This window comes from Periweissella fabalis (assembly GCF_012396505.1).
Classification (GTDB): domain Bacteria; phylum Bacillota; class Bacilli; order Lactobacillales; family Lactobacillaceae; genus Periweissella; species Periweissella fabalis.
This window is the reverse complement of record NZ_JAAXPN010000004.1, coordinates 82,143-107,154: the sequence shown is the minus strand read 5'-3', so window position 1 is coordinate 107,154 and position 25,012 is coordinate 82,143. Positions and strand designations below refer to the sequence as shown.

The window sequence follows — 25,012 nt, the reverse complement described above, 5'->3', positions numbered from 1 at the left end:
AACGGCGATGGTAAAAATGATTCAGACACAAGTTGACTTATATGTAGCTGAAAATGGTGAAAAAATCGTCACAATGGATGATTTGGTACAACAAAATTATTTAACAGATGAACAAGAAAGGCAAGCTAGCAGTGCTAAAATTTCAATTGATAATAATAATCATGTTATGGGGCCGGCAAAAAGACCATGAAAAAGCCGGCCGTAACACTAATAGAAATGGTAGTTGTTTTAATAATTATTGCGGGGGTTAGCTTTTTTAATTATTATATCCAGCCAAAGAACGTTAAAAATGAGCAGATTCGTTTTTGGCAAACTTTAGATTTAGAAATTCGGAATGCTCAAACTCAGGCTAAAATTAATAATTATATAAATACAATTATTTTTACCCGTAAGCAAATGATAATTACAGATAATAAAATCTACGAGAAAATAATTAAATATCCCGCTACAATACAGTTGGAAAATCCGCAACCAGTAACCTTACTATTTAGTAAGCAAAATACAAATCTTGAAGTTGTAACTTTTAGTGTTATGGAAAATGGTAGAAAAAAAGAGTATCAACTCAATTTTGGGTTAGAATGGGGGGCTTATAAATTTGAACCTATACCGGCCGGCTTATATCATGATTGAATCAATGATGACATTGATTATCATTATTGTGACCATTACATGGTATCTTACTACCCATGTGCAGATGATTGAACAAATTAAGCAACAAGAGGGACACTTACAATCATTGAGGATAGAAAAAGAGCAAAGCGATGAGAAATTATACACGTATTTACAAACACAGACCAGGGTTCACACTAATTGAAGCTTGTATTGGCCTAATAATTATTGGCTTTATAATTATGATTGTAGATTTTGCAATACCAACGATAAAAAAACATCCTACTTTAAATAATCCCATTAATTTAACGTGGCAAAATATGATTTGGTCACTTGAAGAAACAAATAACGCATTTAAATGGATTGAAATAATAGATGGTGGCAAAAGTTTAAAATTAACACGCTCAGTATCATCTCGAAAAGAATATGTGTTAAAGATGACTAAGAGTACAAACGCACTGTATTTAAGTGGTGAAAATGGCGGTTATATGCCAATTGTTTTTAACGTTAAGCAAGTTATGTTCCAAGAGCGTCAACATCGTATTTGGATAAAGGTAGTCTATAAAGACGGAGGAAGTAATGAAGCTTATCTGCTACTTGAAAAGCAACGGCCGTAAGCCTGGATTTGCACTTGGAATATTAGGGATAGTCTTATTTATCCTTGCTAGTGTTCAATTATGGCAAGTCTATAACTATCAAAAACAAATTCAATTATATAAAGAAATTTCGCTAGCGTATAAAATGAAAATTGCAGAAAATGAAATCAAAATACAAATTTTATCTGGTAGTCAGCAACGTGAATTCAGCATTAAAAAAATGGATATCAAAGTGGTGAATGAAACAATTATTTTTAATATTAATAAAGCTGATCGCATTGAACACAAATTTATTCTACCACAGAGGATAGAACCATAGATTGTATGCTCTTTATGTGGTAAACTATCGAATGTAACAATTAAGTTTAAGTCAATTAAAAATTAATAAAGATAGGAGGTGCGTAATTGGAGCAAGCACAAGTCGAAGAATTATATCGAGTACTTGATCAAGCAAGTCAATTACTAGCAGAGGATTTAGATAGCTCATATCTTGAGGCGCTAATTGAAATTTGTGAAAATATTTTACAAAAAACAATTCAGGTTGAAAATAATCAACCGTCACCTAATGTCGCTGAACGTTTAAAAACGTTACTTAATGGAATAAACCTTGACAAATATAGTGCTGATGATATTCGGCGAGGGATTGGTTTAGCTTACTTAAGGGCGGTTCAAGTCGATAATATTCAAGCTACGCACCATCAAACACCTGATTCAATTGCGACTTTAGTTACTTATATTGTAGCTAAAATAGTTAAGCCAAATGTAAAGGTTGATGTGTTAGATCCGGTTGTTGGAATCGGTAATTTATTAGCAATGGTCGTAAATTATCTAAAAGAATCTAACCAGTTGGCAAGTGTTAATGGTGTTGAAATTGATGATACCTTATTGGCATTAACTGGCATAAGTTTTGATTTGCAACATATCACTAATAATTTAATCGAAGGGGATGCCCGTGATGTTGAATTACCAGTAGCTGATATTATAGTAGCTGACATTCCATTATTACATCAAACTGATGCAATCGCTGCAGACACCCAGATAATTTATGCGGCAAATAAGTCTTTAAAGCCAGCTGGAATAGCAATTTATGTTGTCCCAAATAATATCTTAGAAACTGATAATGCAGCTGATTTTTTGAGTAGACTTACACAAACTGTGTATGTCCAAGGGATTATTAAATTTGCACCATCAACATTTAAAAATGAAAAAGCAGACAAGGCACTTCTAATTGTGCAACGGCAAGGGAACAATGCTCAGCAAGCAGCACAAGTTTTGTTGGCTCAAGTTCCTGCTTTAAAAGCAAAAGATGCACTACCAAAGTTTTTCGTTGAATTAGATCAATGGATTACTACATTATAAAATTTAATTAACTAAAAGGAGCCGTAAAAATGGCAAAAACAATGGCAGTAAACGCAGGTTCATCATCTTTAAAATTTCAATTACTTGAAATGCCTGCTGAAGAAGTTATCGCAAAAGGACAAGTCGAACGAATTGGTTTAAACGATTCAATCGTAACTGTTAAATATGGTGACGGTCAAAAATTTGAAACAGTTGAAGATATTGAAGACCACGAAGTTGCCATCAAAAAGATTTTGGATGCACTTTTGGACTTGAATGTTATTGCAGACTTCGAAGATATCACTGGTGTTGGTCACCGGGTTGTTGCCGGTGGGGAATGGTTTAACCACTCAGTTGTTGTTGACGATGATGTATTGTCAAAAATCGATCGTTTAGCAGCTTACGCTCCATTACACAACCCAGCGAACGCGATGGGTATTCGGGTTTTCAAGAAACTTTTACCAAACGCCGTTTCTGTTGCAGTCTTTGATACTGCGTTCCACCAAACAATGCCAAAAGTTAACTACTTGTACGCCTTGCCATACCAATACTACACACGTTACGGTGCTCGTAAGTATGGTGCTCACGGTACTTCACACCGTTACGTTGCCGAACGGACAGCTGCTTTGATGGGTAAACCACTTGAAGATTTGAAGATCATCACTTTACACCTTGGTGCTGGTGCTTCAATTACAGCCGTTAAAGATGGTAAGTCATTTGATACTTCAATGGGATTCACACCACTTGCTGGGGTTACGATGGCTACTCGTTCAGGGGATGTTGATCCATCATTGGTTTACTACATCCAAGAACGTGAAGGCTTATCAAATGAAGAAATGTTGAAGATCCTTAACTCTAAATCAGGTTTACTTGGAGTTTCAACAATTTCATCAGATATGCGTGATTTAGAAGACGTTGTTGAAACAAATGATCACGCGGCTTTAGCAATTGATATGTTCATCAACAGTGTTGTTAAATACGTTGGTCAATACATTGCTGAAATGGGTGGCGTTGATGCGATTACCTTTACTGCTGGTATCGGTGAAAACGCTGCTAACGTGCGTGAAGCAATTACGGAACGCTTAGCTTTCTTCAACGTGGCTATTGACGCTGAAAAGAACAACGTGCGTGGAGTTGAACGTGAAATTTCAACTGACGACTCAACTGTTAAAGCATTCTTGATTCCTACTAACGAAGAATTAATGATTGCTCGTGATGTTGAAGCACTTAAAAATAAATAATTAAAAAAGCATGCATAATTGCATGCTTTTTTTATGGTTAAATATGATAAAATGAGAACATCTTAATTTAAAAGTGAGGAATCATTGTGGGAAAATATACGGAAAATGACCTTCGAGCAGTCTTAAAAGAAATTTCATTATTAGAAGAAAACCAAGCCCTTTTAGGCTGGGACTCATTAACGGGCATGCCGGAAGATGCTGCTCCATTTCGGGCTGAATTATTAAGCTATCTTGCTGGAAAAAGTTTTGCCCTTCAAACCGGCACCGAATATGCGGATATGCTGACATATTTTGAAGCACATCCAGCTGAACTTTCAGCCTTAGGGCAACAATTGGTAATTCATGAACGTAAGAAATATGACTTGAATGCGAAAATTCCTACGGCCGATTTTATTGAATATCAAAAGATTACTTCTTTAGCCCAAGATGCCTGGACTAAGGCACGCGCCGCCAAAGATTTTTCAATTTTTGCACCATACTTGGCCCAAATTATTACGTACAAAAAGCAATTTATTAGCCTTTGGGATCAAGGTAGCACGACACCATATGATGTGTTACTAGATCAATATGAACCCGGATTGACGGTTGCTAAACTTGATCAAGTTTTTGGTGAGGTAAAGGCGGGCTTAAGTGAATTACAAGCCCAATTAGCTCACGGTGAAGCACCTGACAATCAAATTCTTAGTCGATTTGTCGCTAAACAAGCCCAAAGTGATTTTTCAATGGAATTAGCCCAAAAATTAGGCTATTCATTGAAGAAGGGCCGACTTGATGATACGATTCATCCCTTTATGGAAGCAATGAATCGTAACGATGCCCGGATTACAACGCGGTGGGATGAACATGATTTTCAAATGGCCGTATTAGGAATTTTACACGAAGCTGGTCATGGATTATTTGAACAAAATATTAGCCCAGAATTTGATTACACCCCATTTGAAAAAGATATGGCTATGAGTATTCATGAGTCACAATCATTGTTTAATGAAGTTATAATAGGACGTTCAGAAGAATTTTGGTGTAATGAATATCCGTTGTTACAAGCATATACGGGTAATACGTTTGCTGATATTGATTTTGATACTTTCTATCGTGCATGGATGGTAACTAAACCAACGTTAATTCGGACCGAAGCCGATCCGTTAACGTATCCATTACACATTATTATTCGGTATGAAATTGAAAAAGCCATTTTTAATGATGATATAAACGTAGCCGATCTACCAGCTTTATGGAATGCTAAATATGCTGAGTATTTAGGAATTGAACCAACTAATGATTTAGTTGGTATTTTACAAGATATTCATTGGGCTGGTGGAGATTTTGGGTATTTCCCTAGTTATGCTTTGGGGCATTTATATGCTGCACAATTCTTTGATGCTATGAGTAAGGAATTGGATTTACCTGCAATTTTTGCTAGTAAAGACTATACACCAATTTATACATGGCGTAAGGAACATATTTGGCAATATGGTGCCTCTAAGACGCCTCAGGAAATTTTATTATTAGCATCTGGTGAAACTTTAAATCCAAAATATTGGTTAGCACTACAAACTAAAATATATAGCAAAGTTTATCGTTTAGCTTAATGTATTGCAGTACATAGTAGATATGTACTTTTGATAAAAAGCATAGTTGTGACGTAAATACTATTTAAATAAAAATTCCAGATAGAAATGATTCTCATTTCCATCTGGAATTTTTATTTTTAAAGTAGACTACCCCAAGGCACGTTGACGTAGCTTTTCAAGTTGTTGGTTATTTAAAATAAAATGGATTACTGGTACTTCAATAAACCACATGATAATTTCTTTAATTGAGCGTAATTCAACTAATTTGGTTGCTGCATTACCAGTAAGATGATAAATCATGATCAGAGATCCAGTATTAAGTAGAGTATCTGAAATTAAAAGGACCAAAAAATTAGCGATGATAACGCGTTTCCAACTTACTGTTGGTTGCTGATAGAAAAAAATACCGTAAATTAGCATTGCACAAATAGCTGACAAGGTAAAACCGATAAAAAATGGGCTCCCTTGTATTAAAGTTCCGAGATAATCATTAATAATAGCGACCATAGTTCCAAGGATAGGACCAAACCATTTTGCAATTAAAGTGATTATAATAAAAGTAAAGGCAATTTTTAGGAAACTTGTTCCAAAAGTAAAACGACTAATAACTAGTTGTAAAGCTGATAAAGTACCTAAAAGAGCAATTGCCTTGGCGGATAATTGCGGATATCCAAACGTAAATGTTTTCATTTTTGAAAACCTCCTAAAATTGGAGGGTTCCACTATACAAGAAAAATACAGTGAATGCGAATATTGCACCGCGGAAAAATCCTTCGTTTGTGGCTCACATTCCGTTTCCACAACACTTAACGCGCAATATTCTACCCTGTTTATTTGTGCATGGCACTAAGTCATTTTAACTTATATAAGTTTATAATAAAAGTTTTTCTTCTATAAAAGTTACTGAAAATGACAAACAACAAACTTGTTATTTGTCTGTTATAATAAGACATATCAATCTTTGGAGGCTTCTTAATGGCAGAACAAAGCATTATAACAATTATGCATACCAATGATATACATTCACATTTTGAAAATTGGCCTAAAATTAGACGGTATTTAACTAGTCAACAGAAAATATTGAGTCTTGGTCAAAATGGTGTTATAACGGTTGATATTGGTGATGCAATGGATTTAGTCCATCCTTTAACGGAAGCTTCAGCTGGAAAAGCTAACATTAGTTTGCTTAATGAAATAGGTTATGATGCAGTGACAATTGGCAATAATGAAGGCCTGAGTTTACAACATGATAAGTTAAAAAATTTATATCACAATGCTAATTTTCCAGTAACAGTCGCTAATATTAAAGATTTACGAACAAATGAACGTCCAACTTGGTGTCATGAGGTTATCTATAAGCAGATGCCTGATGGTACACAAGTTGCATTGATAGGAATGACTGCACCATTTGTTGAAGCATATCCTTTACGTGAATGGGGAATTGGTAAAGTAGCACCAATTCTAGCTGCTATTTTACCTGAGATTAGTGTAAAAGCAGATGTAATAATTTTATTATCGCATTTAGGTTTACATGAGGATCGACGTTTAGCGAAAATGTTTTCGTGTTTGGATGTAATAATTGGGGCACATACACACCATCGACTTGAAAATGGTGAAGTGGTCAATAACACACTGTTAGCTGCCGCTGGAAAATGGGGCCGCTATATTGGTAACATTAGTTTAGTAATAGAGAACCATCAAATAATAAGTAAGGTAGCACGGTTAGTAGAAACAGCTGATTTGCCTGAGGAGAAAACTGATTTTGGTGAGGTTGAAGCTTTATTAAATTGTGGTCTAAATCAATTAAAAACAATTAAAGTTGCCAAGCTACCAATGACTTTACGGCGAACTGATAATACATTCATGGATGCATTATTCGCAATGCTAACAGCTAAGACAGGAATAAATGCAGCTATGCTCTCGACAGGGTTAATATTAGGAGACTTACCTGCTGGGATAGTAACTAAAGCTGATTTACTAACATTATTACCACATCAAATGTATATAATGCGAACAACTTTAATTGGTAAAGAATTGAAGCGTTTATTACAAGAAATTCATAAAAATTCTGAATTTGTTAGTTCATTTGCAATGGTTGGACTTGGCTTTAGAGGAAAAGTATTTGGTGATTTGCAACTTCGTGGAATGGAAATTGATATTCAAAAGGGGCAATTAACTTACCACAATCAATTGATTGATGATAATAAAAAGTATGAATTTGTCAGTTTGGATTATTATAAATATCTACCATTTTTCCCAACAATTGAGTTAGTTGGTGAAAATAAAATCATTATGAAAAAAATGTTAAGGGAAGATTTTGCTGAATATTTGATGCAAAATTTTCCAGTTAAGTGAGGAATAATAGTGGATCGAGAATCATTAAAAATTAAAGCAGAAGAACAGATTACACAACGTGCGGCTACAACTATTTTCGAAAATATAGGAACTGATCAATTTATGGTTAATGGTTTGACCATGAATATTTTACGAAATTATCGGGATGCTTTTGATGAGTTAAAATTTAAAGCCCGTTTTAGTGATATTTTAACTAAATATGACTATATTATTGGTGATATTGCCGCTAATCAATTGCGGTTAAAAGGATTTTATGCACCCGAAAATAAGAATATGACTAAAGCTAATTCAATTGATGCATTGGAAGATTATTTATTTGAATATATTAATTTTGGGGCGCCATATTTTGTAATTCAGAATCAAAATCCAGTTATAAGTAAAACTGATTTTGAAATGGCTACTCCAAGTAATTCAACTAATCGTCGGCGCAAAAAAAATAATCGAAGTAATCATCAAAATGAAGTTTCAGTGGCCAAGGAAGTTACGCACAAGCCAACTAGTCAACGAAGAACTAGTTCACGGCCAAGTTCAGCCAATAAAAATAGTAAAAATGGAGTAGCACAAAACTCTCAAAATAGTAATAATAAAAAGTCCAACGTTGAAGGACAAACTAATAAACGTCGCCGCCGCCGGCCAAACCAACACGCTCAACGTGCTGATATTAAAGAAGTAAAAAAACCTATTGGTGATGGAGTTGGGGTCAAAAAATCTGAGGCTAATGCTAAAGTAACGACTAAAAAGCCCAATCAACGTAAACGCCACTTTACAATTCAACAGAAGAACGAAAAATAATGGATAGATGTAATTTAATATGAAAAAATATACGGGCTACCTAATTGATCTTGACGGCACAATATACCAAGGTAACAATAAAGTTGATGGGGCTAAGGAGTTTATTGAACGTTTAAAAATACATAATATTGATTATTTATTTTTGACAAATAATTCAACTAAAACTGCTCCAATGGTTGCTGAATTTTTAACGCAGGTTCATGGGATTCCAACATTGCCTAATCAAGTATATACTTCAGCAATGGCAACTGCCGATTATTTAATTAATACATTAAAATTAACAAAAGGGTCTCGAGTATATGTGATTGGTGAAATTGGGTTAAAATCAGCTTTAAGTAACGCTGGGTTCCAACTAACAGCAAAGGAGCCTGAAGTTGTAATAGTTGGATTGGATACACAAGTAAACTATCAAATGTTTGAAGATGCAACATTAGCAATACGCCGTGGGGCCAAGTACATTGCGACTAATCTAGATACTAATATTCCAAATGAACGTGGATTAATCCCAGGTGCCGGGGCATTAAATGCGCTCATTATTACTGCAACAAATGTGCAACCGATTGAAATTGGAAAACCTAGTAGTCAAATAATTGAATTAGCAATGCAACGACTAGTAAGTAGTTTTGAACAAACACTTATTGTAGGTGATAATTATGCAACAGATATCTTAGCAGGAATTAATGCGCATGTTGATACGCTACTTACGTATACGGGTATTAGTACAAAAAGCCAAGTTGCTAAGCAAACAAAAAAACCAACTTATGAGGTAGATAGTTTAAATGATTGGTACATTTAGATTTTGGCTAGGATTTGTAAACCTATTACTGTGTATCATTGCTTTGGCAATTGCAATCACAATTAATAGTACATGGTTATATTACCTTAATGTTATTTTTGGTGATTTTTTATCTTTAGTTAATTTATCAGCAAAAACGATGATGCACAACTTTCATCAACTTATGGCGTATTTAAATTTTCCGTGGATTAGTGAATTAAAAATGGATAATTTTACAGATTCAAAAGATGGTTTAGAGCATTTTCGTGAAGTTAAAAAATTGTTTTTAATCAATTATATTATTTTGCTAATTACAATAACCCCAAGCATATTATTTATTAAAAATTTATATCAAAAACAGCAGCAATGGCGTTTATTATGGCCATTACAAGCTGTTTTTGCGGTTATTTTTGTAGTAGTTACAGTGATGATTATGCAATTTAATCAATTTTTTATTACCTTTCACAAATTGCTTTTTCGTAATAACGATTGGATTTTTTACCCAGTTCAAGATCCAATTATTAATGCATTGCCTGAAAGTTATTTTAATCAAAGTTTTGGATTGTTTTTTGTATTGGTTAGTTTAGCTTTGGCTATTTTATACTGTTGGGCACAGAATTATTTTAAAAAAAGGTCCAAATAGTTTATATTAACTTAACGATGAAGAATTAAATGTGAAGGCAAAGTGGTTTGTTGCGTACTAAGATATTGATTGAATAAGTCATCTAAGTTAGTAGTAACAAAATTTTCAATAATAATACCATTTTCATCGTTGTTACTGTCAAAAATAATGGCAGAAGGATTTTTTGAAATATTGTAGTAATTAGCAAATTGCTGATTTTTAATCAATAATTTGCTAATTTCATTGTTTTGCCGTTCTTCAGCAAACATTGATAAGTCAGCACCAAGATCATTAAGAACCTGTTCAACCATCAAATCAGAATAGGTGTTTTGACGTACTAACACTTGCTCTTGCATAGCTTGTAAGAACTTTCGTGCTAGATAACGTCCCTGTGAAAGTATAGCAACAAAATCAAGACTAAGAGCATAATCAATTTGAGAAAGAATATGAGTCTCACTATCGATATTTTGATGATACGCAGCATCTGTGGTTGCCAATGTAATCAATGGCAAAATGTGATAAGAGTATTTAGTATCGAGAGTATTTAGTACTTGAGTAAGTGCTTTTTGTGATTGAAAACTTTCAAATTGCAGGGGGGTAATAAAATGAAAGACTTCTAACAAAAGGGGAACCTCCTTTGGCAAGATAACAAAATAGTAAAAATAGGGGATTATCTTGCAAAATATTACTTACTTTAGCTCAAAGCATAGTTTAGCACTGAATATGTTAATACGCTATTAATTAGTCCTACGAATTAAAAAATTTGGTATGATTGGTAAGTTTGAACATAAAAAATAGAGGTGAGAGTGCTATAATTTAAGAATGGAATTTTATAAGTAGACGAATTGGAGGCTTGCCATGATTCAAGATTGGGAAGGTTTTTTATTACCATATGAACAAGCAGTTGCTGAATTGAAGGTAAAACTACGAGGCTTACGACCTCAATTTGATCAATTAAATCAACAAACACCGATTGAGTTTGTAACGGGACGGGTTAAACCTGCTGAGAGTATTAAAGAAAAATTGATTCGCCGGCATGTTGATGAAGAGCGAATTGAACAGGATTTACAAGACATTGCTGGCTTAAGGATAATGACCCAATTTGTAGATGATATTTATCAAATTGTTCATATATTACGTCAAAGAACTGATATGAAAATTTTAGAAGAACGAGATTACGTTACTAATGCAAAACCATCAGGTTATCGATCATATCATATTGTGATTGAATATCCAGTACAATTAGTTACCGGAGAGAAAAAAATTTTAGCAGAAATTCAAGTCAGAACAATGGCAATGAATTTCTGGGCTACGATTGAGCATTCTTTAAAGTATAAAAATAATGATGGTTTCACTGATGAGATTAGTGAGCATCTGCGTACTTTAGCAACGCAAGCGTATCAAATAGATGAAGAATTAGCACAAATTCGTAAAGAAATTCAAGCTAATAAAGAAGAGGAATAGGTAAGCAGCACATGCGAGTTGGTTTATACACAAACAATAGTATTCGATCGCAACGAGTTGTAAAGAATCTGACAAGCCTATTAGCTGCCAAAAATTTACCCATAGACAATGAGTATCCAGAGGTATTGATTAGTGTTGGTGGTGATGGGACGCTATTAGGAGCATTTCAAAAATATCAAGATCAATTAGATACGATTCGATTTGTGGGTTTACATACGGGCCATTTAGGGTTCTATACAGACTGGCGCGAATATGAAATTGAAGATTTGGTGGAATCATTAGTCAATGATAAGCAACAATGTGTCAAATATCCAATTTTAGAGACAACTGTGACTTATTTAGATGGTACTAAGGATGTAAAGCTAGCTTTGAATGAAAGTATGATTAAGCGTGTTTCGGGGACTGTTGTAGCTGATGTATATTTAGGTGATGAATGGTTTGAACGTTTCCGCGGTGATGGTATGGCTATTAGTACACCAACAGGTTCAACCGCCTATAATAAAGCTATTGGCGGAGCGGTTTTACATCCAAGTTTAGCGGCTTTACAATTGGCAGAACTTGCATCAATTAATAATCAAGTATATCGTACTTTAGGTTCACCTTTAGTTACAGCTTCTGACGAAATTATTAAGATCGTACCTAGAGATTCAGATGGGTTAATATTAACATATGATCAAGATTTAATTAATTCACAAGCAGTAAAAGAGGTCGGTTATCGTATTGCCAATCAGCGTATAGCATTCGCAGAATATCGGCACATGCAATTTTGGCGGCGGGTGAATGATTCATTCATTGGCCATTTAAAGGAATAAAATAATAGGATAGAAATAATGGAATTTACATGGAAAAAAGATAACGATATTGAACAGAAAGTAAAATCATTTTTAGGTAATCATGGTGTTAGTCACCGCATGTTTTCGCAAATAAAACATAATGGCGGGGATATTTTAGTTAACGGTGTTCATGGGCGAACTGTTGATTTTCTTAAAAAGGGAGATGCAGTAACAATTATTATGCCACCTGAACTAGATAATGATATCGTAGCTACAAGTTATGGTGTATTAGATGTCTTGTATGAAGATCGTAACTTTTTAGTCGTTAATAAACCCGCAGGAATGACTACTGTTCCAGGACGAGCAGATCGAGAAGATACTTTAGTTAATCGCGTAAAAGGTCATTTAAAGCAACAAGGAGCTACTGATTTGGTTCCACACGTTGTCACACGACTAGATCGATTTACATCTGGATTGGTACTGATTGCTAAGCATCGTTTCGCACATGCAATGATGGATAAGCAACTACAAGCACATACAATGAATAAACAATATTATGCAGTAGTTAGTGGTAGGGTACCTTTAGACCATGATTTGATTGATGCTCCTATTGGAAGAATGGACGATGATTTTATTCGGCGTGAAGTTCGTGAGGATGGCCGCTCATCGCAAACAGAATATTGGGTTGAAGATCGGACGCCTGATGCAACTTTGGTGCGTATTCAATTACATACCGGCCGAACACATCAAATTCGAGTGCATTTTAGCCATTTAGGATATTCATTATTAGGTGATGACGTTTATGGAGGCCCGATTGATCGTGGAATTACACGGCAAGCGCTACATGCGTTTTATTTAAGCTTTGAAGATCCGTTTACTCATCGAGTATTAGAATTTAAAGCGCCATTGCCTGGTGATATGCAGATATTATTAGATAGAAAATAAGTTTATTATCAATATATAGAAAAATAAAATGAATATTAAATAATTTTTGTTTTTTTAAAATAATTCTTTTAAATTTTATAAATCACCATTAAAATAAGGTAATAGTCATAAAAAGGAGAATAGTATTTTGGTCGTTACGCGAGAAAAATACAAAGTCAGACTTTATCTATCGGAGCTATTTGGTGAAGAAATTGAAGTTACAGGTGTTTATCGAGTTATCGATAAACAGAAGCGAATTTTAGTCGAGGATGTCCATGACAATAAAGGCCATTTTATTTCAACACATTTGTGGTTAAAAACTAATCCGGAGTTTTATCATTATTTAGTCGGAATGAAACTTCAACGAGGATCTAAAATTCAATTACGCGGCTTTGTAGGCACATATAAACGAAGATATAAAGATGACAATGGGCATATTAGATCAACAAATTCGGATGAATATACCCTCAAAAAGATAACATTAATTGCTAGCACTATTACTGAAGACAGTGAAAAATTCATTCGACCAGAAGATTTATACTTCTACTCAGTAATTGCTGTTAACAATGGTGATGAATTTGAATTAGGAAAGTTACAAAAGTATTCTGATGCGGTTGGTTATGCGCGCCAGGCACGTAAAAAAGGACGTGTCAAAGTTCGGCCTGCAAACGGAGAAACTCGTATTAAGGCGTGGTTTGGCCGTTTACGTCGTGACCATGGCTAAGGAATTTAAATACATTTTTTGCAATTATTTTAAGTACGAATAGTAAAAAACGAGATGTCAATTGACATCTCGTTTTTTACTATTCTGATACATTAGTTTTAGTAGTTAACAACAACTGCTTAACAAACTCTTTAATTTCTTGTCTTGCGGTAGTATCAGGATATAAATTAATTTTTAGGTTTTCAACACCTTTAATCCCATGAGCTGCACTTAATGCTGTTGCAAAGCTATCAACTGCTAAACAATAGTCGGATTCGTAAAATAAATCACCTGAGCCAGCGACACCAAAAACGACGTCAGAGAGATTAATTAATGCTAGATCATCATAAAAATCTAAGCCTTCTTCAGGTAGAGCACCGTTGTCATAAGTGTAAGGCACAAGAACAACGATATCAAAATTACATAGCGTTTGAACATCGCATAATGAAATTTCTTTTTTAGTAACATTAATATTATTTTCTTGAAAATCTTTAATTATTAAATCGGCTACAGCTTCATTATTTCCTGTGATAGTAGCATATACAACAAGTGCATTTTTCATTAGATACCTCACTTAATAAATTTTTCTTGATGTTGCTGTATTATTTGATAATACGTTGTTGTTGATAATTAGCTAATTGAGGGCTTAGAATATATTCAATTTGGGTTAGCTCGGTTTGATTTCTAGCACCAACCAAAGCATAGAGTTCGTGTAATTGAGTCTGCCAAGTTAGAATCTCATCAATTAAACCATGTTCTTTTTTTGAGAGTAAGGTATGCAAGAAATGGCCAGCTACACCGGTCATTTTGGCACCTAAAATTTGGGATTTTAAAATATCTAACGGATTATTAATGCCACCAGTAGCAAATAAAGTAATATCAGTGGGACTTAATTGACCTTCAATTAAAGATTCTAAAGTAGTTTGTCCCCAATCAAGCATAAAATCATAATTAGTCTTGTGGTTACGTTGATTTTCAATTGCGGCAAAATTAGTACCACCCCGGCCACCGACATTAACATATTTAACCCCAATGGCTGCCAATTTATTTAACGTAGTTTGACTAATGCCAAAACCAACTTCTTTAACAATAATAGGTACATTAACTGAATTAACAATACTAGCAATATTATCAAGCCACATAAAATCACGATCACCCTCAGGCATGACAATTTCTTGAGCAGCATTAATATGAATTTCTAGAGCATTAGCATTGATTAAATCAACAGCAAATTGAGCATCTTGAGCACTTTTACCAGCTCCAAGGTTTGCCAATATGAAGCCATCTGGATTTAACTTACGGACCACTTCAAATGATTCATAAGAGGATTTATCTTTAAGAGTAATAGATTGACTACCAACAGCCATTGCAAGTTGAGTTTCTTTAGCCACTTTTGCTAACTGCGCATTGATTTGCCCTGTTCGAAGTGACCCCCCCGTCATTGCTTCAATATAAAAAGGGACGGGTAATTTGAAATCAGGTAAAGCAACACTAATATCAGTATCAGCAACATTGATTTCAGGTAACCCATGATGAATTATCCGCAAGTCATTAAAATTAGTATTTAGACCACCTTTACGAATATTAGCTTCCGTAATTGCTAAGTGCTCGTCTTTTCGATGTGCATGTGCAGATTCCATAATTATTCCTCACTTTCAAGCAATATAGTCGGACTGGTATAAGGTTGAAGGCTTAGCGGAGTAATCCCTGCAGCCTGCCAACTGTTAATAATTTGTTCACGATTGGCAGTTGGGGTGATTAATGTGAATCCATTATCACCAAACCCGGCACCAGAAGTTTTAGCAGCACCACCCATATTCGTTGCAATCTCAATTAAGGTTCTGAGGAGTGGAGTTTCAATTTCAATATCTGTTTGTTCACTTAAAGCTAACAAAAACTCTCGGTTCAATGCAATTCCACGATTGATATCATCAAACTGATTAGTTAATAACCCATTTAACAGCATTGATACAGCTGCATTTGATCCGGCCAAAAATTCTCGATAAGCGGTATCATCAGCATAAGAAGCGGCTTTTTTTAATAAGTTCTTAGTTTTAGCTGGTGAACCGGTCCAACCAACTAATAATTCTAAGTTAAGGGGTGTTGGAATTGATTGAATGTTTAAGTCTGGCCATTCTAAATCAACTAAAGATCCATCTAAGAGGTTATTAGTTTGTTCAGTTAACCAAGTTCGATTAGGAGAATTGTAAGAAATCCAGCCAGTATAGACACTAGTAGCAATATCACCTAACGAACCATTACCTTGAACTTGAAAATGGGCTAAGGCAGCTAGTTTATAAATTTCGAGTGCTTGGAGACTCCGATGATGAAAAGCTAAAATAGCTTTTACAACAGCAACTGTTACTGCTGCTGAACTACCAAGGCCGAGTTTGATACCATTAGTGTGATCAAGCTGACTATCGATGACTAAACTAAAATTTTCAAATGCCCATTTATGTTTTTGGAAGTAATTAAAAGTAATTTGTAAGGCCGCTGAAATAAATTCTAAATTAGGGTCAACTTGAATCATTAAATGCTCGTTAACTCGTGTCCAGTTAATCACGGCATCTAAAACTTGTGTTGAACGGATTTCACCGACAGAACTTGCGTTTATATCAGCAAAAACGAACTTATCAACAGCAACTAATATTGCTGATTGACCAGGTTCTACGACGGCATATTCACCACCGATATAGAGTTTACCAGGTACTTTGATTTGCATATTTTATTCCTTATTATAAATAACTTATTCCAGGCCCAGGTTTTGCAATTTCAACCAAGGCACTTGGAAAGTTGTTTTTGATAGCATTACTAATAATTTGTGTATCTGCGCTTTGCGAAATAATTTTAACGTTTGGACCGGCATCCATTGTAGCGTATGCTTGAATACCTTGATGTCTTAGATCTTGAATGAGGTTTAAAATATTAAGCGTATCACCGTTAAAATATGTAAAGGCAGGTTTAGCAGTGAAATTCAAGCTGTGCATTTGTAAAGCATTGTGTTCAGCTAATTCGCCAAGAGCTTGGAAATCATTATTTGTAATTGCGTGTTTCATAGCAACTAGATCAACAGCTGATTCGGCAACCCAAGTATCATAAAAAGGTGAAGTTGCAATTGCGTGTTGCATACCTTGACGGCTGCCAATTTTTTTAGGTGAACCATCTAGGACAACTGTTAACATCTGAATATCCATTGTAACATTTTCTTGAATGGGATGGGCATAAGATGTTAAATCATCTTCACCAGCAATCCATTCTGTAAAGCCACCAAAAATTGATCGAGAAGCTGATCCAGATCCGCGTCGGGCTAATCGTGAAAGATCTTTACGATTCAAATCAAGACCAGCAGCTTTACTACTAGCAGCTGCTAAAGCTGCAAAACCACTTGCAGATGATGCTAAACCGGCAGCAGTGGGCACATGATTGACACTGGTAATATTGGCATACGCTTTTATTCCAGCCATTTGCCGAACTAAATCTAAAAACTCACTTGTTTTTGTAAGAGCTTTATTTTTAATCATTGTGTTATTTAAAAAAAGTTCATCTTGTTCTAATTGATCATCAAAAAAAACCGTAGTGTCGGTATAAAATTTATCAAGAGTTAGTGACAAACTACTAGTAGTTGGGATGATTAATTCTGAGTTTTTTTTGCCCCAATATTTTATCAGCGCGATATTAGTATGCGCTCGAGCAGTAACGGCTTTATTCATTAGTAAGTTGCTCCGTATTCATTTGATTAGCAAGCGGACTAATCCAATATTCTTGGGCACCGACTTCACTTAACGCTTGAGCAATATGCTTAGCATCAGTCAAGTTTCTTGCTAGTGCGATTATACTACCACCAATTCCTGATCCGGTTAATTTGGCACCTAGTGCATTCGTATCAATCGCAGTCTTGACCAATGTTTCAAGATGGGGGTGTGATACTCCTAAAGCACGTAGGTGAGAGTGTGCTTTAGTCATTAATTGCCCTAAACCAACTAAATCTCCAGTTTGTAAGGCATCTTTTGCGGCTGTGGCTGCCTCACCAAGATTAGAAATTAGTCGGCGGGTTTTAGATGGTTCTTCATCAAATAGACGCCTTACTGCGCTAACTGCTAAACCAGTTTGGCCCATAATACCAGTGTCAGAAATGACTAAATAACCTGGAACATCAATTTTAAAAGGTGTCACTTCCTTATTTTTAATAAAGAAGATTGGATCTTCAGAGCTACTCGTGGCAGTATCAATGCCACTTGGCGAACCGTGCGTAATCGATTCTTCAATATTAGCCATTTTTAATAAGATTGTTTGATTGAGGGGCTCTTCAAATAATTGATAGAATGCCCGGATGACCGCAATTGAGGTAGCCGCTGACGAACCCATACCTCTTTCTTGAGGAATTTGGCTATTAAAGGTTAATTCAAATCCTAAGTCCTGGGCATTAAATTTTTCGAGTAAAAATACAATTAATTGGCGGACACCCTCATATGCACCAGCCAAATCAGAAAGACTACCATTATAATATCGACTTTTAATTATTTGCTGTTGATCATGACGGATAATAATTGATACAACCATATTAATATTTAAGAGCGGAATTGCAATCGCTGGTTCTCCGTAAACAACCGAATGTTCACCCATTAAAATAGCCTTGGCATGACTTTGTCCAATTGCTTTAGTTAACATAAATTTAGTTCTTCTTTCATTACTCTGAGATACATGAGCAGAGCATATTTTTAAATATTTATTATTCGTTATAGAAATAATCCTAGATTATTTTATCGCAAATTAGGAAAACTAACCACTTTTTGTGGAACGTTTCACCCAAGTTTCATGTTTTTTTTGATAAAATGTATTTATAATTGTACATTAGTACTAAATTTCAGGATGGAGAGGCAGTGTTTTGTTATTAGAAAATCAAAAATTTGCAGTTGTTGACATTGAAACAACTGGCACAAATATTAAAGATGGTGCCCGAATTATTCAAATTGGTGCAGTCATTGTACAAAACAATAAAATTATTCAAACGTTCGCCACTAATATCAACCCTGAAACAGTAATTCCGCCAGCGGTTGTTCAACTAACCGGAATTACCGACGAAGATGTTGTAGACGCACCACTTTTTAGTGATGTTTCAAAAACGCTATGGCATTTCTTACAAGATACCATATTTGTAGCACATAATATTAATTTTGATTTCCCATTTTTGGTAGCTGAGTTTAAACGTGTTGGCTTACCCACGCTTGAAATCAAAGGGATTGATACAGTTCCATTAGCACAAATTTTATATCCAACGGCACCAGGATATCGCCTAGCTGATTTGAGTCAATATCTAGCAATTAAACATCTTCAACCACACCGAGCAGATTCAGATGCACAAGCAACAGCCCGGTTGTTTATGGATCTATGGCAAGTAGCTAAAGAATTGCCATTGATAACGTTACAGACATTGCAAAAATTTTCAAGTATTTTACCTCGTGAAACAAGCATATTTTTTGACGCAATTGTAACACAAAGACAGCAAAATCCTGATAATTTGGCTTCTAATTTAGTAGTAGTTAATGATTTAGTAGTTACTAGGCCAGAGGGAAATGTAATAAAAAAGCAATCGCAGCCCAAAAGATATCCAAACACGCAACGAGCAAAAGAACAGATTTTTAAAAGTGAGATTGAATATCGCGGTGAGCAAGCCAAATTTATGAATCTAATTTATAATAATTTTTCTCATTCCAATAGTATGGCAATGATGCTTGAAGCACCCACAGGAATGGGGAAAACATTAGGCTATTTATTACCGTTTGCTTATTTAAGTCAAGCAGATCGTAAAACAGTGATTTCAGTCCCTACATTTTTATTACAAGAGCAAGTTATGCAAGTTATTGCTCAAAAATTAAAGCCAATGTTACCATTTGATATTCAAGCAGTAATGTTAAAAGGACGACAACATTATTTAGATTTGACAAAATTCCGACATATTTTATTTAGTAAAGCCCCAAATTATGCAGATCAATTTTTAAAGATGCGAATTATTGTTTGGTTGACAATTACTACTACAGGTGATTTAGACGAGATTCAGATTGGTAATCCGAATACCTTTTTTCGGCAACAAATTGCGTATACAAGCAAAGATGACATTAATGAATTTGGTGAACTAGCATTTCATGAGCGTCAACAAAGTCAAATTAAAACTGCTAATATTTTAGTAGTTAACCATGCCTTTTTAGTTCAACATGCAGAAGAGTTTGTAGAAAAACCATTTTTAATAATTGATGAGGCTCATCAATTAGCACCTAGCGTCTTAAATGTTTCTAGAAATCAGTTCTCTTTTTCAACAGCACTTCGAAGTATTACCCAAATTCAGGGGATGTTATTAAATAATCATACTCGAGATATTTTTGATATGTTTCGAGGAAGCTCAGCTAATAATGATTTATTAAAAAAGATTAGTAGTGCTTCGCAAGGTATCGCTGAAAATTTAAATCAATTGTTGATGTTGCTATATCGGCACTTTTTGTTAAATGTCCAATTAGTTACAACGCCCATAGGTTTTGAAAAGCGGATTAGTTCACAGGGAATAGTAACTTTTTTTGAACAACATGCAGATTTAATTACACGCTTACAAAATGATGTTACAGATTTAAAACTAGCATTTGCCGGTTTAAACAATATCTTTGAAATTGAAAATCAGCGTTGGTTAGTTAATGATTTTGAACAAATGACAGCTTTTCAAGCCGAGGCTAATCAACTTGAAAAGCAGTTAGAAGTTTTTTGGGAGCTTCACACGCAAGTTTTGGATAATCCGGATAAAGGGGTTTTTTGGTTAAATAGTAATTCGCAAAATCAAACAACAAATCTGATTTTAAGTAGTTCATTAATTAATACAGAAGGATTCTTTACCGAAAAGATATATCCATACTTTCAGCCACCCATTTTCGTAGGGGCGACACTTTTTAGTTCAGCACGATCACAGTATGTATTTGATCAGCTAAATTTATCAAAGGAGCATGTCAAAGTTAAACGATTTGCAGATGATTTTCCATATGAAAAGCAAGCTCAGTTAGTACTAGTTAATGATGCACCTGATCCACGACAGACTAATCAGTTCATGTATAGTGACTATTTAGCACGTCAAATTCGGCAATTACTAACTAGTGTATCTAAAAAAGCATTAATTCTATTCAATTCTTTAACAACTATAGAGCAAGTTACTAAGTTGTTGCATGCAATGCCAGAATTACATCATTTTACAATCTTAGCTCAAGGAATGAGCGGTTCAAATAGTAAAATCTTACGTAAATTTAAAGATGAAGAACGTGTAATATTATTGGGTAGTGGTGGCTTTTGGGAAGGAATTGATATGCCAAGTGATGAAGTTGAATTATTGGTCATTACACGGCTACCATTTGATAATCCTGATACGCCATTAATACAAGCTCAAAATGATTTACTTGAACAACAGCATCGAAATCCATTTTATAATTTTAGCTTACCCAAAGCGACGCTGAGGCTCCGTCAAGGTATTGGTCGAATTCTTCGGACGCCTGATGCAATCGGAATGGTCATCATTTTGGATGCACGGATTGTAAATAAAAAGTATGGTAAAACTATTGTTAATGCATTACCCAAGAATTTACCGATAGTAACAATTACAAGTGCTCAAATTAAAACAACAACTGATGAGTTTTTTAAGCGCACACTCAAATAAAATACAACATTCACATAAGGAGTGAGCAATGGCAAAAACACTTTTATTAATTGATGGTAACAGCTTAGCCTTTCGGGCTTTTTATGCAATGCATTCCCAATTGGATCGAATGAAAAATCAGGATGGTTTGCACACTAATGCATTGGTAGCATTCAATAATTTTTTAGACACATTAGTTGATCCTATGCAACCAGATTATTGTCTTGTTGCTTGGGATGCAGGTAAAACAACTTTTCGAACAGAAAAATTAGATTCCTATAAAGGAAGTCGACAATCAACACCACCTGAATTGGTAGAACAATTTCCGTATTTAAGACAATTAGTTGAATTTCATGGTATTAAATCATATGAATTACCAGGTTATGAAGCTGATGATATCATCGGTACGCTCGCTAAATTAGGGGCACAGGCTGATTTAGCGGTAACCATTGTGACAGGAGACCGTGATTTATTACAATTGGTTGATGAAAATATTACGGTTTTAGTAACCAAAAAAGGAGTTACAGAACTTGAAACATTTGATCCAGCTGCCGTAATAGAAAAATATGATGGGCTAACCGCTGAGCAAATTGTTGATATGAAAGCACTTACGGGTGACACAGCGGATAACTATCCAGGAGTTACTAAAATTGGACCAGTAACAGCAATTAAGTTACTTAAAGAATGGGATACCCTCGAAAACTTGTATGAAAACATCGAAGCTTTGAAAAAATCAAAGATGAAAGAAAATTTAATTAATGATCGACAACAAGCTTTTATGTCACAAGATTTAGCTCGTATTAGAACAAATATTGAATTACCAATTGGTATTGACGATATTAATTATCGTGATGCCGATTATGAAGGAATCATCCCGTTTTATCAAATGCTTAATTTTAAGCAACAACTTGCTAAATTACATGCTGCTGGCTATGGCAAAAATGTGAATAATATGCAGCCAAAACAAGCTGATATTAAAATGCAAGCTATCACAGAAGCAAATCTAACTGAAGTGGCAGCATTAACTGGAGAAGTAAGCTTTTATCTAGAAACAACATCTCCTAATTACCATGTTAGTGAAATGGTTGGCTTTGCAATTGGAAATGATAAGCAAGGATATTTCGTTGGCCGTAGTGTTGATTGGTTATTAACACCTGCTATTCGCGATTTATTGACCAGCTCTACTATTAAGAAAAATGTATACAATGCTAAAGCTACAATTGTTTTGTTAAATCGTTTAGGGATAACATTACAAAATATTGCAACCGATATTATTTTAGCTGCATATCTTTTGGATACAAATACCAACGTTGATGATATTAGTGAATTGGCACAACAATTCGATTACTATGATATTGAAAGTGATGAATCGGTTTATGGTAAAGGTGCTAAATTTGCGATTCCAACTGATGATGAGATTTTATTTAAACATTTGGTAAATAAAGTCCATGCAATTAATCAACTTACACCTAAAGTAATGGCTAAATTAGTTGATCACGAACAGATGCCATTATATGAAAAAATTGAATTACCATTGACCTATGTCTTAGCCCAAATGGAGATAGCAGGGATTATGGTTGACACTGAGCAATTAAAAGCACAAGGAAGTAAATTAATTGAGCGCTTAAGTGAATTAGAACAGGCAATTTATCAAAAAGCAGGTGAAGAATTTAATATTCAATCACCAAAACAATTAGGTGAAATCCTTTTTGAAAAGATGAAATTACCTATTATCAAAAAAACTAAAACAGGTTATTCAACGGCAGTTGATGTCTTAGAACAATTAGCACCAGAAGCCCCTATTGTTGAGGATATTCTTCAATATCGCCAGGTTGCTAAAATCCAGCAAACATATATTGAAGGGCTATTAAAAGTGGTTCATAGTACAGATTCAAAAATCCATACACGATATATGCAAACATTAACACAAACAGGGCGGTTATCATCAGTTGATCCTAACTTACAAAATATTCCAATTCGCTTGGAAGAGGGGCGTAAAATACGGAAGGCTTTTGTACCCAGTCATGTTGATTGGCAAATTTTTGGAGCGGATTATTCACAAATTGAGCTACGAGTCCTTGCCCATATTACTGGCGATGAACACTTACAAGCAGCCTTTAAAGAAGATGACGATATTCATGCAGCTACGGCTCGACGCATTTTTGGTTTAAGTAAAGATGAAGAAGTCGATGGTAACATGCGACGAAAGGCCAAAGCAGTTAACTTTGGAATTGTTTATGGTATTTCTGATTTTGGTTTGAGTCAAAGCATTGGAGTTTCGCGTGCTGAAGCTAAAACAATGATTGAAACTTATTTTGAACAGTACCCAGGAGTTAATGCTTGGCTAAAGAGTGTTGTGGCTGAAGCAAAATTAAATGGATATGTAGAGACATTATCTAAGCGCCGACGGTATTTACCAGAAATTAATGCTAAATCATTTAACTTACGGAGTTTTGCAGAGCGAACGGCAATGAATACACCAATTCAAGGATCAGCAGCGGATATCATTAAATTAGCAATGATTAATATGCAAAGTGCATTAAAAGACCAAGGGCTACAAGCACAAATGTTATTACAAGTTCATGATGAGTTAATTTTTGAAGCACCAACAAGTGAAATACCAATCCTTGAAGAACTCGTGCCTAAAATTATGGATTCTGCAGTAAGCTTAGATGTACCATTAAAGGTTGAAAGTCATTATGGTCCAACATGGTTTGACGCAAAATAAGAGAAAATGAGGATAACTAATGCCAGAATTACCTGAAGTTGAAACTGTACGTCGCGGACTACTACGCCTAGTTCAAAATCGGCAAATTAAAACCGTAGAGTTATTATGGCCAAAAACAATAGAAGGCGACGTGCCAATGATTCTTAAAGAACTTGCTAATCGAACTATTGAAAATATTGATCGTCGTGGTAAGTTTCTACTATTTAGACTAAGTGGTGATGCCACTTTGGTAAGTCATTTACGGATGGAAGGTAAATATAATACTGTACCAGCAGGTACACCACCTGAAAAGCATGTATGTGTTGTATTTCACCTAGATCATAATACTGATTTATGGTATTTAGATACACGGAAGTTTGGACGAATGCAATTTGTACCGACAGGATTAGAAAATCAATTGGTACCAGGAATTAAAAAAATGGGACCTGAACCGACTGAAAATGATTTAACAGTCGCGTATCTAATTGAAATTATGGCTAAATCACGTAAAATTATTAAGCCCTTTTTACTTGATCAAAGTAATCTAGCAGGGTTAGGAAATATTTATGTTGACGAAGTGCTATGGCAAACCAAAATACACCCTGAACAGCCCGTAAATACCATTACAATTGCAGAAATTACAGCTTTACGAATTAATATTATTAATGAAATTAAGCGAGCAATTCAACATCATGGAACAACCGTACACTCTTATACAAATGCATTTGGAGAGGCAGGAGCTTTTCAAAATGAATTACAAGCTTACGGACGTAATGGAGAGCCTTGTTTACGGTGTGGGACTTTAATGCAGAAAATGAAGGTTGCACAACGGGGGACTACTTATTGTCCACAATGTCAGCAAGTGCATCAATAAAA

25 protein-coding genes and 1 riboswitch are annotated in these 25,012 nt (G+C 34.9%); of the genes, 18 read left to right on the top strand and 7 right to left on the bottom strand.

Annotation, left to right across the window (positions count from 1 at the left end; translation table 11 throughout):
* Positions 1 to 16 precede the first annotated feature (16 nt).
* The 7 genes from HF964_RS09980 (at position 17) to HF964_RS05260 (ending at position 5,373) form a co-directional block, all read left to right on the top strand.
* A complete protein-coding gene (locus HF964_RS09980; protein WP_168722021.1) occupies positions 17 to 190 on the top strand; it encodes a hypothetical protein in 174 nt (57 codons plus the stop codon).
* Positions 187 to 630 (top strand): hypothetical protein, encoded by a 444-nt coding sequence (locus HF964_RS05285; RefSeq protein ID WP_168722020.1) that lies wholly within the window; start codon positions 187 to 189, stop codon positions 628 to 630. The genes HF964_RS09980 and HF964_RS05285 overlap by 4 nt, the downstream gene beginning before the upstream one ends.
* 131 nt (positions 631 to 761) lie before the next feature.
* Positions 762 to 1,226 carry a ComGF family competence protein gene (locus tag HF964_RS05280; RefSeq protein WP_168722019.1) on the top strand — a complete coding sequence of 155 codons (465 nt, stop codon included), beginning with the start codon at positions 762 to 764 and terminating at the stop codon, positions 1,224 to 1,226.
* Complete coding sequence (locus HF964_RS05275) at positions 1,189 to 1,524, top strand: hypothetical protein (protein WP_168722018.1); 336 nt, start codon at positions 1,189 to 1,191, stop codon at positions 1,522 to 1,524. The genes HF964_RS05280 and HF964_RS05275 overlap by 38 nt, the downstream gene beginning before the upstream one ends.
* Positions 1,525 to 1,610: 86 nt before the next feature.
* Positions 1,611 to 2,564, top strand: a complete 954-nt coding sequence (locus HF964_RS05270; RefSeq protein WP_168722017.1) for a class I SAM-dependent methyltransferase — start codon at positions 1,611 to 1,613, stop codon at positions 2,562 to 2,564.
* Positions 2,565 to 2,593: 29 nt separating this feature from the next.
* Positions 2,594 to 3,784, top strand: a complete 1,191-nt coding sequence (locus tag HF964_RS05265) for an acetate/propionate family kinase (protein ID WP_168722016.1) — start codon at positions 2,594 to 2,596, stop codon at positions 3,782 to 3,784.
* A gap of 86 nt (positions 3,785 to 3,870) precedes the next feature.
* Entirely contained in the window at positions 3,871 to 5,373 is a 1,503-nt protein-coding gene (locus HF964_RS05260; RefSeq protein ID WP_250786647.1) for a carboxypeptidase M32, read from the top strand.
* Between the two features lie 129 nt (positions 5,374 to 5,502).
* Here HF964_RS05260 and HF964_RS05255 read toward each other — a convergent pair whose 3' ends face one another.
* Entirely contained in the window at positions 5,503 to 6,045 is a 543-nt protein-coding gene (locus tag HF964_RS05255) for a folate family ECF transporter S component (RefSeq protein ID WP_168722015.1), read from the bottom strand.
* 46 nt (positions 6,046 to 6,091) lie between these two features.
* Positions 6,092 to 6,186: riboswitch (THF riboswitch) on the bottom strand.
* Positions 6,187 to 6,330: 144 nt separating this feature from the next.
* On the opposite strand from HF964_RS05255, the gene HF964_RS05250 reads away from it, so the two are divergent.
* The 4 genes from HF964_RS05250 to HF964_RS05235 are packed head-to-tail and all read left to right on the top strand — an operon-like array spanning position 6,331 to position 9,920.
* Complete coding sequence (locus HF964_RS05250; protein ID WP_168722014.1) at positions 6,331 to 7,710, top strand: bifunctional metallophosphatase/5'-nucleotidase; 1,380 nt, start codon at positions 6,331 to 6,333, stop codon at positions 7,708 to 7,710.
* A 9-nt stretch (positions 7,711 to 7,719) separates the two neighbouring features.
* Positions 7,720 to 8,502, top strand: a complete 783-nt coding sequence (locus tag HF964_RS05245; protein ID WP_168722013.1) for a YutD-like domain-containing protein — start codon at positions 7,720 to 7,722, stop codon at positions 8,500 to 8,502.
* A gap of 19 nt (positions 8,503 to 8,521) precedes the next feature.
* A complete protein-coding gene (locus HF964_RS05240; RefSeq protein ID WP_168722012.1) occupies positions 8,522 to 9,298 on the top strand; it encodes a TIGR01457 family HAD-type hydrolase in 777 nt (258 codons plus the stop codon).
* The gene (locus tag HF964_RS05235) at positions 9,282 to 9,920 is read left to right on the top strand and encodes a TIGR01906 family membrane protein (protein ID WP_168722011.1); all 639 of its coding nucleotides are present in this window, start codon (positions 9,282 to 9,284) and stop codon (positions 9,918 to 9,920) included. The genes HF964_RS05240 and HF964_RS05235 overlap by 17 nt, the downstream gene beginning before the upstream one ends.
* Positions 9,921 to 9,931: 11 nt before the next feature.
* On the opposite strand, the gene HF964_RS05230 is transcribed toward HF964_RS05235, so the two are convergent.
* Positions 9,932 to 10,522, bottom strand: coding sequence for a DsbA family protein (locus tag HF964_RS05230; RefSeq protein WP_168722010.1), 591 nt, complete (start codon positions 10,520 to 10,522; stop codon positions 9,932 to 9,934).
* A 235-nt stretch (positions 10,523 to 10,757) separates the two neighbouring features.
* Between HF964_RS05230 and HF964_RS05225 the strand changes: the two genes are divergently transcribed.
* The 4 genes from HF964_RS05225 (at position 10,758) to HF964_RS05210 (ending at position 13,784) form a co-directional block, all read left to right on the top strand.
* A complete protein-coding gene (locus HF964_RS05225; protein WP_168722009.1) occupies positions 10,758 to 11,363 on the top strand; it encodes a GTP pyrophosphokinase in 606 nt (201 codons plus the stop codon).
* 11 nt (positions 11,364 to 11,374) lie between these two features.
* Positions 11,375 to 12,175 carry an NAD kinase gene (locus HF964_RS05220; protein ID WP_168722008.1) on the top strand — a complete coding sequence of 267 codons (801 nt, stop codon included), beginning with the start codon at positions 11,375 to 11,377 and terminating at the stop codon, positions 12,173 to 12,175.
* Positions 12,176 to 12,193: 18 nt separating this feature from the next.
* Positions 12,194 to 13,081 carry an RluA family pseudouridine synthase gene (locus HF964_RS05215; RefSeq protein WP_168722007.1) on the top strand — a complete coding sequence of 296 codons (888 nt, stop codon included), beginning with the start codon at positions 12,194 to 12,196 and terminating at the stop codon, positions 13,079 to 13,081.
* Between the two features lie 127 nt (positions 13,082 to 13,208).
* Complete coding sequence (locus HF964_RS05210) at positions 13,209 to 13,784, top strand: hypothetical protein (protein WP_168722006.1); 576 nt, start codon at positions 13,209 to 13,211, stop codon at positions 13,782 to 13,784.
* A gap of 79 nt (positions 13,785 to 13,863) precedes the next feature.
* Here HF964_RS05210 and HF964_RS05205 read toward each other — a convergent pair whose 3' ends face one another.
* Genes HF964_RS05205 through mvk form a run of 5 tightly spaced genes read right to left on the bottom strand, consistent with a single transcriptional unit; the run spans position 13,864 to position 18,431 of the window.
* Positions 13,864 to 14,325 (bottom strand): flavodoxin domain-containing protein, encoded by a 462-nt coding sequence (locus HF964_RS05205; RefSeq protein ID WP_168722005.1) that lies wholly within the window; start codon positions 14,323 to 14,325, stop codon positions 13,864 to 13,866.
* Between the two features lie 40 nt (positions 14,326 to 14,365).
* Entirely contained in the window at positions 14,366 to 15,406 is a 1,041-nt protein-coding gene (gene fni, locus HF964_RS05200; RefSeq protein WP_250786649.1) for a type 2 isopentenyl-diphosphate Delta-isomerase, read from the bottom strand.
* Positions 15,406 to 16,485 (bottom strand): phosphomevalonate kinase, encoded by a 1,080-nt coding sequence (locus tag HF964_RS05195; RefSeq protein ID WP_168722003.1) that lies wholly within the window; start codon positions 16,483 to 16,485, stop codon positions 15,406 to 15,408. Before HF964_RS05195 ends, fni begins: the two co-directional genes overlap by 1 nt.
* 13 nt (positions 16,486 to 16,498) lie before the next feature.
* Complete coding sequence (mvaD, locus tag HF964_RS05190) at positions 16,499 to 17,473, bottom strand: diphosphomevalonate decarboxylase (RefSeq protein WP_168722002.1); 975 nt, start codon at positions 17,471 to 17,473, stop codon at positions 16,499 to 16,501.
* Positions 17,466 to 18,431 carry a mevalonate kinase gene (gene mvk, locus HF964_RS05185; RefSeq protein ID WP_168722001.1) on the bottom strand — a complete coding sequence of 322 codons (966 nt, stop codon included), beginning with the start codon at positions 18,429 to 18,431 and terminating at the stop codon, positions 17,466 to 17,468. Before mvk ends, mvaD begins: the two co-directional genes overlap by 8 nt.
* Before the next feature lie 217 nt (positions 18,432 to 18,648).
* On the opposite strand from mvk, the gene HF964_RS05180 reads away from it, so the two are divergent.
* From HF964_RS05180 to mutM, 3 genes are read left to right on the top strand one after another with little or no spacing between them, the layout of a single operon-like run.
* Positions 18,649 to 21,450 carry a helicase C-terminal domain-containing protein gene (locus HF964_RS05180; RefSeq protein ID WP_168722000.1) on the top strand — a complete coding sequence of 934 codons (2,802 nt, stop codon included), beginning with the start codon at positions 18,649 to 18,651 and terminating at the stop codon, positions 21,448 to 21,450.
* A 28-nt stretch (positions 21,451 to 21,478) separates the two neighbouring features.
* The gene (gene polA, locus HF964_RS05175) at positions 21,479 to 24,157 is read left to right on the top strand and encodes a DNA polymerase I (RefSeq protein WP_168721999.1); all 2,679 of its coding nucleotides are present in this window, start codon (positions 21,479 to 21,481) and stop codon (positions 24,155 to 24,157) included.
* A 19-nt stretch (positions 24,158 to 24,176) separates the two neighbouring features.
* The gene (gene mutM / locus HF964_RS05170) at positions 24,177 to 25,010 is read left to right on the top strand and encodes a bifunctional DNA-formamidopyrimidine glycosylase/DNA-(apurinic or apyrimidinic site) lyase (RefSeq protein ID WP_168721998.1); all 834 of its coding nucleotides are present in this window, start codon (positions 24,177 to 24,179) and stop codon (positions 25,008 to 25,010) included.
* The last annotated feature ends 2 nt before the right edge of the window (positions 25,011 to 25,012 follow it).